The sequence below is a fragment of the Muricoccus harenae genome, from assembly GCF_009848505.1.
GTDB classification, from domain to species: Bacteria; Pseudomonadota; Alphaproteobacteria; order Acetobacterales; family Acetobacteraceae; genus Roseomonas; species Roseomonas harenae.
The window spans coordinates 12,485-27,604 of record NZ_WWDL01000047.1 but is presented as its reverse complement, the minus strand read 5'-3'; the positions used below and the strand labels follow the sequence as shown (position 1 = coordinate 27,604).

Genomic DNA, 15,120 nt, shown 5'->3' with positions numbered 1-15,120 from the left:
TCGGCCTCCATCAGGCGCTCGGCGGCAAAGCCCAGCATCTCGCGCACCAGATCACCATCGGCGCTCTTCTCGATCAACTCCAGCAGCGCCATCTTGTCGTCGGTCATCGTCATCTCTGTGCTGAGGGCTCAAGGTCGCACTCGAACCATAGCCAGAGATCGACGGTGGCCACCCCGCCAGGGCAGCCCCCGCTGTGGATAAGTAGCCCGCCTGCGCTCAACCCCTGATCTCGCTCCGGCAGGCCACTTACCCACAGCTGCTACACCACGCGTCGGGGCACGATCAGGACGTGCCGTCGCTCATCGGATCCCGGCACGCATGAACGACTGCACGAACTGGCGCTGGAAAAGCAGGAAGGCAAGAAGGAGCGGTGCCGAAGTGAGCAGGGTGGCCGCGCTGATGATAGCCCAGTCGACGCCCTGATCGGTGGAGGCAAAGACGGCAAGGCCCACGGTCAGCGGCCGGGTCTCTACAGTGTTGGTGATCACCAATGGCCAAAGGAAGTTGTTCCAGTGGTAGGCCACGGAGGTGAGGCCGTAGGCCAGGTAGGTCGGACGGGCGAGGGGCACATAGACGCGCCACAGGATACCGAAGGTGCTGCAACCCTCGACCCGCGCGGCCTCCTCCAACTCGCGCGGTACCTGCTTGAATGTCTGACGCAGCAGAAAAATGCCAAACGCAGAGGCGACGTAGGGAAGGCCGATGCCGACCACGGTGTCTACCAGACCGAGCGCGCGCATGGTGCGGTAGTTCTCGATGATAAGCATGTCCGGCATGATCATCAGCTGGACCAGCACCAGGGCGAAGAGCAGCCCGGTCCACCGCGACGTGCTGCGGGCAAAGACGAAGGCGGCCAGCGTACCGAGGACGAATTGGGAGCCCGTCACGAAAGTGACGAGCAGCAGGCTGTTCAGCATGTAGCGCGGGAAGGGAGCAGCGTTCCAGGCGGCGGTGAAGTTGTCCAGTGTCAGTGGCGCGAGGAGGTCGAAGCGCGCGGCGTAGCCGGTCGGGTGGATGGCGGCCCAGATGGCATAAAGCAGCGGCGCTACCCAGGCGATCGCCAGTGTCCAGGCACCGAGGGTCTCCAGCCACAGCCCCACACGCAGGCGCGGCGGCACCGCGGCAGCGTGCATCATCGTTGTCGTGCTCATCGGTAATGGGTCCGCCGGCCCAGAAAGGTGAACTGCGCCAGGGCGATCAACATCAGGAGCAGAAGCAGTACCATGGTGAGTGCCGAGGCCTGCGAGGTGTCCCAGAAGCGGAAGCCGACCTCATAGATGTAGGTCAGGAGCAGGGCGGTGGCGTTGTCCGGCCCGCCGCGCGTCATGACGATGATATGGTCCACCAGCCGGAAGCCGTTGATCAGAGCGTTGACGGCGATGAACAGGGTGGTGGGGCCTAGCAGCGGCAGAGTGACGCGGCGGAACACCTCCCATCGGGAGGCGCCCTCGACCGCCGCCGCCTCGTAGAGCACGGGCGGGATGGCCTGCAACGCAGCCAGGTAGAAGATCATGAAGAACCCGGCTTCCTTCCAGACCGCGACGACCATCATCGCGCCCAGCGCCGTCTCCCGGCTGCCGAGCCAGTTGGTGGCGCCCCAGCCGAGAAGGAGCTGAGTGAGCCGGTCCACCAGCCCGTAATCCGGCGTGTAGAAGAACAACCAGAGATTGGCGACCGCGATCATCGGCAGGACCGTGGGCGTGAAATAGGCCACGCGCAGTGCCGCCTTTCCGGCGATGCGGCCATTCACCCATAGCGCCATCACCAGCGCCAGCGCGATGGAGAGCGGCACCGTGCCCAGCGCGTAGATCAGGTTGTTCGTCAAAGCCTGCCAGAAGATGGGGTCAGCGGCGAGGACGTCGTAATTCTCCAGCCCGACGAAGCGCGCCGGGCGCGCCCCGCGCGGGGTGGAGAAGAGCGAGTGCCAGAAGGTCGCCACCACCGGATAGTGGGTGAAGGCGACCAGCAGCACCATGGCCGGACCCAGCATCAGCCAAGCGTGAAGTGTCGCGCGTCCACGCATGGGCCTGGGCCGCCTCTTAGCGGTAGCTGCGCAGGATGCGCTCGGCGTCTTCCTGGGCCTTGGTCAGGGCGGCGGCCGGCTGCACGCGGCCGGTCAGCACGGACTGGAGCGCGTCCTCCAGCGCCTTCGTCACGCGCTGGTTCTCATGCGTCGAGAGCTCCGCCACGGCATGCGGCAGTTGGTCTCGCGCAACAGCTGCCGCCGGGAAGCCGGCGACGTACTCCTTCATCTTGGGCGTCTCGAAGGCGGCGGGGCTCACGGCCACGTAACCCGTGTCGATGCCCCACTGGGCCGCGCGCTCCGGCTCCGTCAGGAAGCGCGCGAACTTCACCGCCGCCTCGCGCTGCGCCGGGCTTGCGGACTTGAAGACATAGAGGTTGCCGCCGCCCGTCGGGCTGCCGCGGCGCCGGCCTGCGGGCAGCATCGCGACGCCGAAGGGGAAGGGCGCGTTGTTCTTGACGTTGGTCAGGTTGCCCGTGGTGGTCCACATCATCGCCACCTTCCGCTCAAAGAAGTCACGTGGCGTGGTGCCCCACTCCACGATGCCCGGCGGGTGCACCTTGTGCTTCGTGGACAGGTCCAGCCAGTACTGAGCCGCCTCGACCGCCTTCGGATCGGCGAAGGAGGTGCGGTCACCCGCCTCGTTCATCAGGCGCACATCGTTCTGTGTCGCCAGCGCCTGGAACATCCAGTAGGCAAAGCCGGAGCCGGGAATCTGGATACCCCACTGCGACACGCTGTCGCCCTGCCGCTTGGTCAGCTTCTGCGCGAAGCTCACCTGCTCGGCCCAGGTCGCGGGCGGGGTCTTGGGGTTCAGGCCGGCCTCTCGGAAGGCGTCCTTGTTGTAGTACATGACGATGGTGGAGCGCTGGAACGGGACGCCCCAGGTCTTGCCGCCTGTGCGGCTGTTCTCCATGAAGCCGGGGTAGAAGCTGTCCATCCAACCCTTATCGGCCCCGGGCAGCTCGTCCCAGGCCACGACCACGCCCTCGTCGATGAGAGTGTACATGTCGGTGGAGAGCAGGCACGCCATCTGTGGGGCGTCGCCGCCACGTGCGGCAGTCAGCGCCTTGGTGATGGAGTCCTGATAGGTGCCGGTGTAGACCGGGCGCACGCGAATCCCGGGGTTCGCCTTCCCGAAATCCGCACAGTAGCCGTCGATCACCTTCGTGATCGGGCCGCCGACAGCCACCGGGTAGTTGAAGGTGATCTGCACGGGCGTCTGTGCGCGCAGGGCGGGTGCGGCGAGCACGGGCGAGGTAGCGAGCGCGCCGAGGGCGGCGCGACGGGTGACCAACATGGTAATTGTCCTCTCGTGATCAGGCGAAAGCGGGTGCGGAGGCGGGCAGCGGAAGGCGCCGGCCGGTCGCAGGGTCGAAGAGGTGCGCCGGCGGAGGCAGCCGCAGGCGAATGGAACTGCCGGTCGCCAGCATGTGGTGGCCAGGGATGCGGACCTGCAGGACCTCGCTTCCCACCGCGCAGCGCAGCACCGTCTCGGCCCCAAGGAACTCGGCGCTGTTGACGACCGCGGGAAGGCCGTGGCCGTCGGTCGGCACCACATCCTCCGGCCGAAGGCCGAGCAGCACGCCGGCGGCCTCGGCCGGGGCTACCGGATGGTCCGGCGCACCGGCAATACAGGCGCCACCCGGCGACGCCTCGAGGCGCAGCAGCGACATGGGCGGTGTGCCGATGAAGCCGGCAGCGAAGGCGGTTGCGGGGCGAGCGTAGAGCTCGGCGGGGGTGGCGTCCTGCTCGACCCGGCCGTCGCGCATCAGCACGACCTGATCGGCCATGCTCATCGCCTCCACCTGGTCGTGGGTCACGTAGACCATGGTCAGGCCCAGACGCTTCTGCAGGGAGCGGATCTCGTGCCGCATCTCGGCACGCAGCTTGGCGTCAAGGTTCGACAGCGGCTCGTCCATCAGGCAGACCGGCGCCTCGGCCACGATGGCGCGGGCCAGCGCCACCCGCTGCTGCTGCCCGCCCGAGAGCTGCGCTGGCCGGCGCTCCAGCAACGGCGCCAGGCCCATCATGGCGGCAGTGCGCCGAAGCCGTCCGTCGCGCTCCGCCCGCGCCACCTTCCGCGCCCGCAGGCCGAAGAGGATGTTTTCCGCCACCGTCAGATGAGGAAAGAGCGCATAGGACTGGAACACCATGGAGATGCCGCGTGCCGCCGGCGGCAACCCTGTGACGTCGCGCCCGCCGAGGCGGACCGCGCCGCCCGTTGCCTCCTCGAGTCCGGCTAGCACGCGCAGCAGCGTAGACTTGCCACAGCCAGAGGGGCCGAGCAGCACGACGAGCGAACCGGGCGCGGCGGTCAGGGTGATGTCATGGAGGGCCACCGTGTCGCCGAACCGCTTGCGCACGGCGTCCAGCTGGATGGCGGCCCTCCTTCCGTCGGTCGGGTTCATAGGCGGGGCTGATAGGCACCGCTTGCTTCGAATGAATGTTGCTTCGATGTCTGTTTCGTGACGTTGCCGGCAGGGCCGTGGGCCCGCAGCGTTCGGCGCCACCAGGTGCTGGGATCCGGGCGACGCGTACATACTCCAGAATGAGGCCATGTTGAGCGGATTTGCGTCTTCAGGCGAGGTACACGAATCCTTCTTCGACCTGTCACCCACCCCGGCACACCGCATCGTTAAGACGCCGCGCATGAACAGGTCGTCTTTCCAATTGAACATCGGCGCCGCCTCCCAGAGCCGGCAGGCGATGATTGCCGAGATGCTCAAGACCCGGGAGTTTCTGCGGGTAGACGAGCTCGCTCAGCATTTCGAGGTTACGACCCAGACCATCCGGCGCGACATCAACGGCCTCTGTGAGCAGGGCGTGGCGCGCCGGCGGCACGGCGGTATCACCTGCCCCTCCAACGCCAGCAACATGACATTTCGGGACCGTCAGGTGCTGAACCGCGCGGCGAAGCGGCAGATCGGCGCCGCTGTGGCGCGGCACGTGCCGGACGGCGCCTGCGTCTCCTTCGGCATCGGGACAACGCCGCAGATTGTGGCAGAGTGCCTCTCCGACCATCGCGGACTGAAGATCGTCACCAACAACCTGCCCCTCGGCCTGGCGGCGGCGCAGAACCCTGAATTCGAGGTTGCGATCGCGGGCGGCACCGTCCGCACCGGCGACCTCGACGTCTGCGGCCCGATGGGGGAGGAGCTGTTCGGCGCCTACCGCGTGGACATCGCGATCTTCGGTGTCGGCGGCGTGGACGCGGACGGCTCGTTGCTGGACTACTCGCGCGAGGAGGTGCGCATCCGCGAGGTGATGATGCGCCACGCCCGCCGGTCCTTCCTGGTATTCGACGCCTCCAAGTTCGGCCGCCCGGCGCATGTGCGCGGTGGGTGGATCGAGGACGTTTCCGCTGTCTTCTGCGACGCGGAGTTGCCACCGGCGATACGCGACCGGCTGGCCGGATCGGATACGGCGATCGTGCCATGCCCGCCCCTCCTGGCGGGCGGTCACGACCGCCCCTGATCACCCGCCGCCGCCCCTTCCATCAGCCCAGCCACCCGCCGCCCGCGGCCGGGTGGGCATCGACGCCCGAGAGACAAAATGACCCTCGAGATCTTCGGCCATCGCGGCACCAACCCTTACGCCGACCACTCCGCTGACGCGCATGCCCACGCGATCGACTGGGGCGCGGACTGGGCTGAGTTCGACATCCAGATGACCTCGGACGGCGTGCTGGTCGTTGCCCACGACACCGGCTCCATCCCAACCACCACCTACGCCAAGCTGCTGGCCTCCAGCCCCGGCACCATGACGCTGGACCAGGCGCTTGACCTCATCGCGGCGAAGGAGGCGGAGACCGGGCGCGAGATCAAGATCAGCATCGAGATGAAGAGCCCGGCGGCCCACGCCGCGAAGGGCCTGGACATGCCGCAGGCCCTGGTGGACCTGCTGGTGGAGCGCGGAATCACCAGCACCGACGGCATCTCTGTCTCGTCCTTCGACACCTCGGCCACCCAGCGGCTCGCCAACACGCTCTACCCGGCCGCGGGCATCAGCACCTCGATCGACTATGTCGGGTACAACTTCAACAGCGTGAACCTCGACACCGTCGCGGAGTGGGCTGACACCATTTCCGTCAACACCCCCTACATCTCCGCCTCGCTGGTTGCGAAGGCCCATGCCGCGGGGCTGAAGGTCTATGCCTGGACGCATACCGGCACGGGCGAGGAGCTACAGGGGCTCATCGACATGGGGGTGGACGGCGTCTACTCCGACAACACCCGCGTGGCCCGCGAGTACGTGGACTCGGTGGAAGGCTTCAACACCGTCTACGGCGGCATCGCCGCAGACGTGGTCAGCGGCACGAACGGCAACGACGTCGTGTACGGCCTGCAGGGCAATGACACTCTCCTCGGCGGCGCCGGGAACGACGTCCTGAACGGCGACGGCGGCAATGATGTCATCGTGGCAGGCGGCGACGGCAGCACCCTGCGCGGCGGCGGCGGCAACGACGTGCTGTTCGGCGGCACCGGGGTCGACATTCTGGCCGGCGGCGTCGGCAACGACGCGATCGCGGCGGGCGACGCGGACACGATTCGCTACACCGCGGGCGACGGGATTGACCTCGTCGTGGCCGCCGCGGGCAGCGCAGTGGTGGTCGAGGACATCGCCTCCACCAAGATCGCGGTGGGCAGGTTGGACGGGGACCTGGTGGTGACCTTCGCCGATGGCGGCGCCCTGGTCTTCGAGGATGGCGCGGCCGGCGCGCTGCCGGGCAACGTCACCTTCGACGACGGGGTGAGCCTGACGGGTGCTGCCCTGGCCGCCCTTGCCTCCGACACCGCCCCCGCCGGGATCGCCGCGGCCGTGGGCGCGCTGGAGGCCGCGCGCGCCGCCGCCGAGCCCGCCCGCGCCCTGCCGCTGGCGCCGAACCTGATCCAGAACGGCAGCTTCGAGAACATCGACGGCACGCTGGTGCGCGACTGGGGGCGGTACGACGCGGACGGCCTCATGCCCGGCTGGGTGAACCTGGCAACCGGCCGCGTCGAGCAGCACCAGGACACGGTCAGCGGCGTCAAGGCCGTGGAAGGCGCCTATTGGACAGACCTGGACGGCTGGCAGAACAACGTGCAACTCGCTCAGACGGTGGAGGGCGTGGAGAAGGGCGCCACTTACCAGCTCAGCTTCCAGATCGCCGATACGGACCTGACGGACGCGGAGAAGCTGACCGTCACCTATGGCGGCGTGGTGGTCTATTCCGGGGCGCCGAAGGGCGCGGCCTGGGAGAAGATGTCCGTGAGGGTCGTCGGTGGCTCGGGCAACGGCTCCGACACGCTCATCTTCTCGCAGACCGGCGGCAAGCTGAACGGTGCGGGGCTGGCGCTGGACAACGTGGCGATGATCAAGACGGCCGCTGCCCCAGCGGGCGCCGCTGACGGCAACCTGATCTTCAATGGCGGCTTCGAGAACATCAACAGCACCGAGTACCGCGACTGGGGCCGGTACAGCCCCGACGGCGTGATGCCGGGCTGGGACAACCTCGCTACCGGCCGCGTGGAGCAGCACCGCGACACGGTCAGCGGCGTCAGCGCCGCAAAGGGACAGTACTGGACGGACCTGGATGGCTGGCAGAATAACGTGCAGTTAGCGCAGGACGTGGCGGGCGTTCAGAGGGGTGCGACCTATCGGCTCAGCTTCCAGGTGGCCGATACCGACCTGAAGGACAATGAAGGCCTGACCGTCACCTATGGTGGCAAGATTGTCTACCAAGGCGCGCCGAGCGGCGCGGCCTGGGAGACGGTTTCCGTGGAGGTCCTGGGCGGCTCCGGCGATGGCTCCGACCGGCTCGTCTTCGCGCAGACCGGCGGCAAGCTGGACGGCGCCGGACTGGCGCTGGACGAGGTTTCCATGATCAAGACCGCCGATCCGAATGCCCCGATCCAGGCCCGGGCGGACGCCGTCCAGGTCACGGCCGGCCTGGCCGAGACCGGGCTCGCGGCGGTCGTGACCGCCAACGACACTGACGCCGATGCAGGCGACGTGAAAATCCTCGTCTCCGTCGATACCAACGGCACCCTCGGCGCGGTGTCCTTTGACGCCGGAACGCAGGCCCTCTCCTACGCGGCCTCCAACCCGGCCTTCGCGGCGCTGGGCGCCGGCGCGACGGCAGTCGACAGCTTCGGCTACACGGTCACCGACGGGCGCGGCGCGACTTCGAGTGCCGTGGTGTCCGTGACTGTGGTGGGCGTGAACGATGCCCCGGTGATTGCGGCGCCCCTTCATGCGGCGGCGACGGAGGATGGCGGGGCCGTGTCCCTCCTCGCCTTGGAGGGAGCCACGGACATCGATGCCGGCACCAACCTCTCGGTGGTGCTTGGGAAGGACCCACTGCCCGCAGGCGTGTCCTTCGACGCATCGACTGGGCTCTTCGGCCTCGACACCTCCGCGGCGGCCTTCCAGGGTCTGCGCGCCGGCGAGATGAGCCTCGTCACCGTCGCTTACGGCGTGACCGACGGCATCGCGACGGTCGGCACCTCCGCCACATGGAAGGTCACCGGGGTGAATGACGGGCCGTTGGCGGCCAACGACGCCGTCGGCGTGCTGGAGGACGCCACGTCCTCCAACCTGTGGGGGACGCTGCTCGGCAACGACAGCGACGCCGACGCCGGCGATACCTGGTCGATCGTGTCTGTGGAGACAGCCGGTCTGAGGGGCACGGTCGTCCTCGACACGTTCATGATGACGCTGACCTACTCCGCCGATGCAGATGAATTTGACCTCCTGGCACCGGGCGCCTCCCTGCAAGAGAGCTTTGTCTACACGATGGCCGACAGCGCCGGCGCGACCTCGACTGCCCGGGTGACGGTGACGGTGACCGGCGGCGCCAACAACGCCCCGATTGCTGGGACGAACAAGGCAGAGGCGTTCACCGGCAACAATGGCGAGGACGTCATCTACGGCGGAAACGGCAATGACAGCCTGACCGGTCTCGACGGCTCGGACCAGATCTGGGGCGAGAACGGCGACGACCACATTCTCGGCGGGAAGGGCATCGACTTCCTCTTCGGCGGCCGAGGCAACGACGTCCTTGAGGGCGGCGGCAGCGACGACTTCCTGGACGGCGGCCAGGGCAACGACCGCCTGACCGGCGGGGACGGCGCCGACCTGTTCGTCTACTCGGCATCTGTGTCGGCAGGCACTGATATCGTCACGGACTTCAAGGTCGGGGTCGACTACCTTCGTCTGGACGGCATCACCTCCTTTGACGTCGCGGAGGTTGACATCGACGGCAGCGGCAGCCTCGACAGCATCGTGTCCTTCGCGGGCGGCTCCGTCGGCCTCCTCGGCGTGTCCGGAGTCTCCGATTGGAACACGCTGATGGGCTGACCGGGTGGGTCCAGGGGGAGGACGCTTGCCGGTAGCGAGACGCCGGTCCGTCTTGACTTACCCCCGACCCGGCCCCGCAACACAGGTTTCTCCCAACTGTATGAGGGCTCGCGTAGCATCGCCAGGGATGGAAAGGCACACGATGAACTTGGAACGGCTGAGCTTCGGGACCTTCAACCTCTTCAACCTCAACGAACCCGGCCTGCCCATCTACACCGACCGGGGAGGCTGGTCCGGGAAGGAGCACGAGCGGAAGATCGCCTGGACGGGGTCGAACATCGCCTCGCTCAAGCCTGACATCCTCGGCTTTCAGGAGCTTTGGCACCGGACTTCCCTGGAGCGCGCCCTCGATGCCTCCGGGCTTGGTACCGAGTACGACCTGCTCACGCCGCCGGAAGCGGAAGGTACGCGCATCGTGAACGCGGCCATCCTCCGCAAAGGGCTGCTCGACGGCGAGCCGGAGTGGATCTCGAACTTTCCGGACAAGTTCCGCCTGCACAGCTCGGGTGACGACCCGCAGACGCCTGCCATCGAGGTGCAGATCAACAGCTTCTCCAGGCCCGTGCTGCACTTCCGGGCGAGGGTGCGGGACGATCACGACCCGGTGCACGTCTATGTCTGCCACTTCAAGTCCAAGGCGCCGACGCAAGTCTGGGGCGAGGCGTGGTATGAGGAGGACGCGGAGGCCTACAAGCCGCACCGGACCAACCTGGGCGCCGCCCTTTCAACCATGCGGACAACAGCGGAAGCGTCGGCGCTGCGCTTCATCCACACCCAGCGGATGAAAGGCTCCGGAACTCCCATCGTGGTGTTGGGCGAGGTCAATGACGGCCAGCATAGCAATACGGCAAACATCCTGACGGAGCAGCCGCACTATCTCGTCGGCGACTCCCGTGGCGGCGGGGACACCGCTCTCTACACCGCACAGACGCTGCAGGAGTACCGGAACACCCGGGACGTCTACTACACGCACATCCACCAGGACATCATGGAGTCCCTGGACCACATCCTGGTCAGCCAGGAGTTCTACGACAACAGTCGCAAGCGCCTCTGGATCTTCGATGGCATGACTGTCCGGAACGACCATCTGGACTCCACGGACCACAAGGCGGACGGGACGAACGACCATGGCATTGTCTGGGCGCGTTTCCGCTACAGGCCAGCCGGGGCGTTGTGATGTCCGGCTACCTAGTCCTCAGGACCGGGCGCGTCCCTGTCTCGCTGCACGGAGAGACCACCGAAAGCCTGGGGCCGTCTCAAGGCTGTCCCGACCGCCTCGTCGAGCCATCCCCCGGCGCTGCCGTGCAGCGACTGGGTGGGGCACGCCGCCTAGCCGGGCGAGCAGTTCCCCTTACCGGCCCCTGCGAACCTGCCGGTTCTTACGAGGGCTGCTTGGAGGCCTTCTTCTTTGCTTTTGGCTCCTTGCCTGGCTTCTGTTTCGAACCTTTTGCTGGCTTCCCTTCAGCTTCCTTGGGGCGCTTGGCCTTTTCAGGCTTGTCCGATTCCACCCCGGACTTTTTTCCTTGCCTTGCTCGCGCAACTTCGTTTGGGATCGCCTCTGCCAGGACCTCTGCCCGCCTGTCGGCTGCGGCCTCGGCGGCTATCTCCTGCGACGCCTGTGCCCAGTGCGCCTCGTGCTGGCCTTGAGGCCGACCGGCTTTTTCCCAGATGGCGTGTGCCCGGTTCCGGATACGCGCTTCGTTCTGCATGGTGCCGGTCTCCAACCTCAAGTAGCTCGCCCCCTTGGGGCGACAATCCTACCGGGCATCTCAGCCCTCAACGGAAGGGTTTGCCTGGTACTGGTATTCGCCCCCTGCAACTGCGGCAACCCACACACCGCCCAAACGATACCTCCCACGCCGGTGCCTCGGTCAACGGGCAACGGTAGCGGGCCGCCTCATGTATGCCCCTGCTGCCAGCATCGTCCCAACATCGGGGCGATGCACTCTGGACTTGGGGACGACGCAGTCTCTGCGCCCGCTATGGTCGGCAAGTGCAGCCCTCAATGAGGAGCACGACGGTGGGGACCCGACCAGCGCCGATCAGGACCCCACTCGGCCGCCAAATTTTTCCGTGTAGGAAAGCACTTGTGGCCAGTTCGGGAAGGCGGTCTGATTCTACGCTCGCTCACAATCGAACGTCGAGACCGAGCATGACTCCCGGGTTGGGCTGCATCGGGGGAGGAGGAGTTCTGAGCACCCCGGTAGCCCCGAGAGCACGGCACTCCATGCTTCACGACAGACAACTCTATCGAGGGATAAGCGCAAACTTGACAGGGAAGAGGACGGCTTCGGGCCAGCGGGGGCAGCAGTACGGCGCGTTGCCGGTCGCGGATATCGACGGCGAGCTCAGGGTGCTGCTCGTCACCAGCCGGGAGACCCGTCGCTGGGTGATCCCAAAGGGTTGGGCCGAGGAGGGCCTCACGCCCGGCGGGCTGGCGGCGAAAGAGGCCTATGAGGAGGCTGGCGTGGTCGGCGAGGTCACGCCCGAGCCGATTGGGTGCTACAGCTACAGCAAGCGCCTGAAGGACGGGCGCAGGGTGACGTGTGATGTCGGGGTCTTCCGGATGGCGGTTGACCACCTGCTCGAGGAATGGCCCGAGCGGTACCAGCGCGAGCGGAGCTGGTTTACGCCAGGGCAGGCAGCCGAGAAGGTGGCCGAGGTGGGGCTGATCGAGTTGTTGCGAGCCCTTGCGCCATCGTCCCGTGGCAGCTGAGGATCAGAGGCGGCAGTGGGCTCATTGGCCAGGGCTATCGCCGAGACAGTGTAAGGCAGACCTCGATGTCCAGGGGTGTCATGGTGCCGCCGACGCGGTACATCGCGGACTTTGGTGACGTCGGGAGATGGAGCAGTGGCGGTGGAGATCGAGCGGAAGTTCTTGCTCGTGAGCGATCGCTGGAAGGCTGGGATCGTCCAGACCCAGCTCCTCAGGGACGGTCTCCTGGCCAGGTTCGGCGAAGGCAAGGTCCGGATCCGGCACGCGGGAGATCGGGCCTGGATCACTGTCAAAGGCCGCCGCAGCGGCATCAGCCGCGCCGAGTTCGAGTACGAGATCCCGCTGGATGAGGCGGAGGAGATCCTCTCGATCTGCGAGCTGCCCCACATCGAGAAGGTCCGCCACATCGTTCCTTACGGCGGGCTGAACTGGACGGTCGACATCCACCAGGGCCTGCTTGCCGGGATCGAGTTCGCCGAGGTCGAACTTGAGCATCCGGAACAGGCGGTCCCCCTTCCACCCTGGGCCGGTGAAGAGGTGACGCACGACCCTCGCTACCGAAAGGCCAACCTACTGAAATACAGAGCGGATCTGATCCAGGGAGGCTGCTGACCCGGCCGAGCGGCCCCTCTGATCCTATGGAGCTACGCCTCCATTCCATGGGGGGCGGCTGAGCACCCGGGCCAGGGCGTCAGCTCCTGCTCACGCCTGGAAGGGCGGCGTGCTTGAAGTTCCGCCAGACCTTGGGCAGGTGCTCGAGGGCATCGGCACGGTGCTTCGCGGCCCAGTTTCTCAGAGCCTGGGTCGCGGGTTCCAGGGCTTTGTCCCGGCTCGAAAGCCGCTCCGCCAGGGTCACCGCCATGGCGGCATCGTTCAGCGCCCCAAGCTGCTCCTGCAGCACCTTGCAGCGGTGCAGATAGGCACCCGCCCGCTTCCGCCGGTGCAGCGATGCCAGGAACTCCACCCCGTAGCGCAGCTTCTTCAGCGCCTTGCGGAGTTCGTGCAGCTCCTCGTCGGAACGGCGGCGGATCCGGCGCCCGCGCCGCATCACCCGCCGCGCGAGCCGCTCCTCCAGTTCCGGCACCAGCTCTACGAGCGGCTCGGTCATCACGCCGCCATCCGGCATACCGGACAGCGCCGCCGGATCCTCGGCCCAGGCAGCAAGGCCCAGCACCAGACGTGTCATGGCCGGGCGGGCGAATTCCTCGGCGAGCCTCGCATGTGCCGCGGCGCGCTCGGCCTCCGCACCGGCAAGCAGCTGGGCCAGGAGCGGCTCGGGCAGATTGCGGCTGGTCAGCTCCGGCAGCGTCTCGGCGCAAAACACATCCCAGTCCCGGGCCTCGCCAAGGATGCCGCCGAGCCGCCGCATAGCCCCGGTGAAGCGCTCCTCCTGCTCCTCATCCAGATGAGGACGAAACAGGGCCAGGCAGGCACGCAGACGGCGGATGGCCACCCGCACCTGGTGCACTCCGTCCATCATCCCTGCCGCCGCGGCGGGCTGATTGGCCAGCAGGCTGGCCAGGGCGGTGCCGGTGATACGACGGAAGCCCTCCGCCGCCGTGGCATTCGGCGGAAGCTCGATATCCTCCTGCTTCTCCACCTTGCGGGGCTGCCCGGTTAGCAACCGCCAACCGCGCTCTGACTTGGCCTCGGTGCCCAGCACAAGGGGAATATCCACCTGCAACGCCTCGGCGAGACGGAACAGCGCAATGGGCGTCCCCTCCTTCAGCTCAAGCTCCATCTCGCGGATGGGCTCCTGCGCATCGCCTGCGCGGATGCTGCCGAGATCCGTGGTCACGTCCACCACGATCCCGTTCTGCTGCAGGGTGCGGAGGCTGCGCGTCACCTCGGCGGTGAAGAGCGGCGCCAGCTCTGCCGTATCCGGCACGGCCGGGGCGAGCGGCGTCTCCGCGAGATACCGGGGGTCAGGGCGCTCGTCTGGCACGGGCCACTCCCATTCGCCGCGCCTGAAGGGATTGTCGCCGCCACGGAGCTTCAGCGTCTGCACGCACTGACCGCCGGCACGGCGCACACGCAGGCTGGCGCCAGCCCGGGCCAGGCGATGATCGGGCGTGTCAAAATAGGTTGTCACCTCTTGGCGTGGTGGCTGGGTCTCACAGGCCCGGAGGGTCGGGTGTGCGGCGATCGTTGCCTCGATCCCTTCGGGGAGATGGAACTTGATCTCCAGCTCCATGGGGCGAGGTTCTGTCTTGGTGATCATGGTCCCGCCAAACGCCGTTCTGGCGGACATGTTGCCGCATCCACCGGAGGAAACGGGATCGCAATTTCGCTGCCACTGAACAGACATCAAACTGTCACACAGGCCAGTCTCCCTTACCACCGCTGCCGAGCGCCTGCCGTTTCACAGTCTCTGGCCGCAGGCGTGTCGCCCATCCCACCCTTACCCGCGCTTCATCGAGCTTCCCGCCAGCAGGTTCAGGATCATCGTTCTTTGCACGAAAAGATCGCCAAAGGGCAGCGTGGCGGCCACGAACAAGGACATGGCCTTATTCAAGATGACAGGCTCCCTTGGGATAACGGGGACGAGATAACTTCTCCGCAGACCGACGTCGCGCAGGGCCCTGGGGATATTCCCTCCCACGGCGTCCCACTACCCCTTCCGAATTTTCCGTTCATTCGCCCACACACAACGGCGGGCAGGTGCCATGGCAACTTTTGCGACGGTGTCCGGCGATGCTCCGCACATGACAGCGGTGCCGACCTTCATCGCGCCGTCGGCAAAGGCCTTTTGCTTTTCAGCTCCGAGAGCGGTCAGGCGGGCGCTGGCCCTGGCGGGGCCGGCCCAGAGTTGAGCACTGTGCACCGCGAAAACCCAACCGGCCTCCGCGAACCAGGTATAGGCGGTGAAGGGGTTAGCGATGTTCTCGCGGGCCATGCCTTCCAGGTGGGCAGGACCGTGTGCGAGACCAGGGATGCTTCAGTGTCGGTGCGGCGACTTTGTTCCACGCATCGGCCTGTCAACCGGGCGGGGCAGGATCGTGACAGGCAAGCCGTGCAACACAGCCTCAAGACAAGACTG

At 66.9% G+C, this 15,120-nt stretch carries 12 protein-coding genes; 5 read left to right on the top strand and 7 right to left on the bottom strand.

What is annotated here, in order from left to right:
* Positions 1-299: 299 nt before the first annotated feature.
* From GSE44_RS23205 to GSE44_RS23190, 4 genes are read right to left on the bottom strand one after another with little or no spacing between them, the layout of a single operon-like run.
* The gene (locus GSE44_RS23205) at positions 300-1,151 is read right to left on the bottom strand and encodes a carbohydrate ABC transporter permease (protein WP_159351208.1); all 852 of its coding nucleotides are present in this window, start codon (positions 1,149-1,151) and stop codon (positions 300-302) included.
* Positions 1,148-2,023 carry a carbohydrate ABC transporter permease gene (locus GSE44_RS23200; protein ID WP_159351207.1) on the bottom strand — a complete coding sequence of 292 codons (876 nt, stop codon included), beginning with the start codon at positions 2,021-2,023 and terminating at the stop codon, positions 1,148-1,150. Before GSE44_RS23200 ends, GSE44_RS23205 begins: the two co-directional genes overlap by 4 nt.
* A 16-nt stretch (positions 2,024-2,039) precedes the next feature.
* Complete coding sequence (locus GSE44_RS23195) at positions 2,040-3,323, bottom strand: ABC transporter substrate-binding protein (protein WP_159351206.1); 1,284 nt, start codon at positions 3,321-3,323, stop codon at positions 2,040-2,042.
* A gap of 19 nt (positions 3,324-3,342) precedes the next feature.
* Entirely contained in the window at positions 3,343-4,434 is a 1,092-nt protein-coding gene (locus GSE44_RS23190; protein WP_159351205.1) for an ABC transporter ATP-binding protein, read from the bottom strand.
* Between the two features lie 241 nt (positions 4,435-4,675).
* Here GSE44_RS23190 and GSE44_RS23185 point away from each other — a divergent pair, with 241 nt between their 5' ends.
* From GSE44_RS23185 to GSE44_RS23175, 3 genes are all read left to right on the top strand, one after another.
* Positions 4,676-5,500, top strand: a complete 825-nt coding sequence (locus tag GSE44_RS23185; protein ID WP_159351204.1) for a DeoR/GlpR family DNA-binding transcription regulator — start codon at positions 4,676-4,678, stop codon at positions 5,498-5,500.
* Between the two features lie 78 nt (positions 5,501-5,578).
* A complete protein-coding gene (locus tag GSE44_RS26340; protein WP_159351203.1) occupies positions 5,579-9,364 on the top strand; it encodes a glycerophosphodiester phosphodiesterase family protein in 3,786 nt (1,261 codons plus the stop codon).
* 142 nt (positions 9,365-9,506) lie between these two features.
* Entirely contained in the window at positions 9,507-10,541 is a 1,035-nt protein-coding gene (locus GSE44_RS23175; RefSeq protein WP_159351202.1) for an endonuclease/exonuclease/phosphatase family protein, read from the top strand.
* A 202-nt stretch (positions 10,542-10,743) separates the two neighbouring features.
* Here the strand turns inward: GSE44_RS23175 and GSE44_RS23170 are convergent, their stop codons facing one another.
* Entirely contained in the window at positions 10,744-11,073 is a 330-nt protein-coding gene (locus GSE44_RS23170; RefSeq protein WP_159351201.1) for a DUF2934 domain-containing protein, read from the bottom strand.
* 560 nt (positions 11,074-11,633) lie between these two features.
* On the opposite strand from GSE44_RS23170, the gene GSE44_RS23165 reads away from it, so the two are divergent.
* The gene (locus GSE44_RS23165) at positions 11,634-12,080 is read left to right on the top strand and encodes an NUDIX hydrolase (protein WP_235925095.1); all 447 of its coding nucleotides are present in this window, start codon (positions 11,634-11,636) and stop codon (positions 12,078-12,080) included.
* A 135-nt stretch (positions 12,081-12,215) separates the two neighbouring features.
* Positions 12,216-12,692, top strand: coding sequence for a CYTH domain-containing protein (locus GSE44_RS23160; protein WP_159351199.1), 477 nt, complete (start codon positions 12,216-12,218; stop codon positions 12,690-12,692).
* A 79-nt stretch (positions 12,693-12,771) separates the two neighbouring features.
* Here the strand turns inward: GSE44_RS23160 and GSE44_RS23155 are convergent, their stop codons facing one another.
* Positions 12,772-14,331, bottom strand: a complete 1,560-nt coding sequence (locus GSE44_RS23155) for a CYTH and CHAD domain-containing protein (protein WP_159351198.1) — start codon at positions 14,329-14,331, stop codon at positions 12,772-12,774.
* 360 nt (positions 14,332-14,691) lie between these two features.
* Positions 14,692-14,976 (bottom strand): hypothetical protein, encoded by a 285-nt coding sequence (locus tag GSE44_RS23150; protein ID WP_159351197.1) that lies wholly within the window; start codon positions 14,974-14,976, stop codon positions 14,692-14,694.
* Positions 14,977-15,120 lie beyond the last annotated feature (144 nt).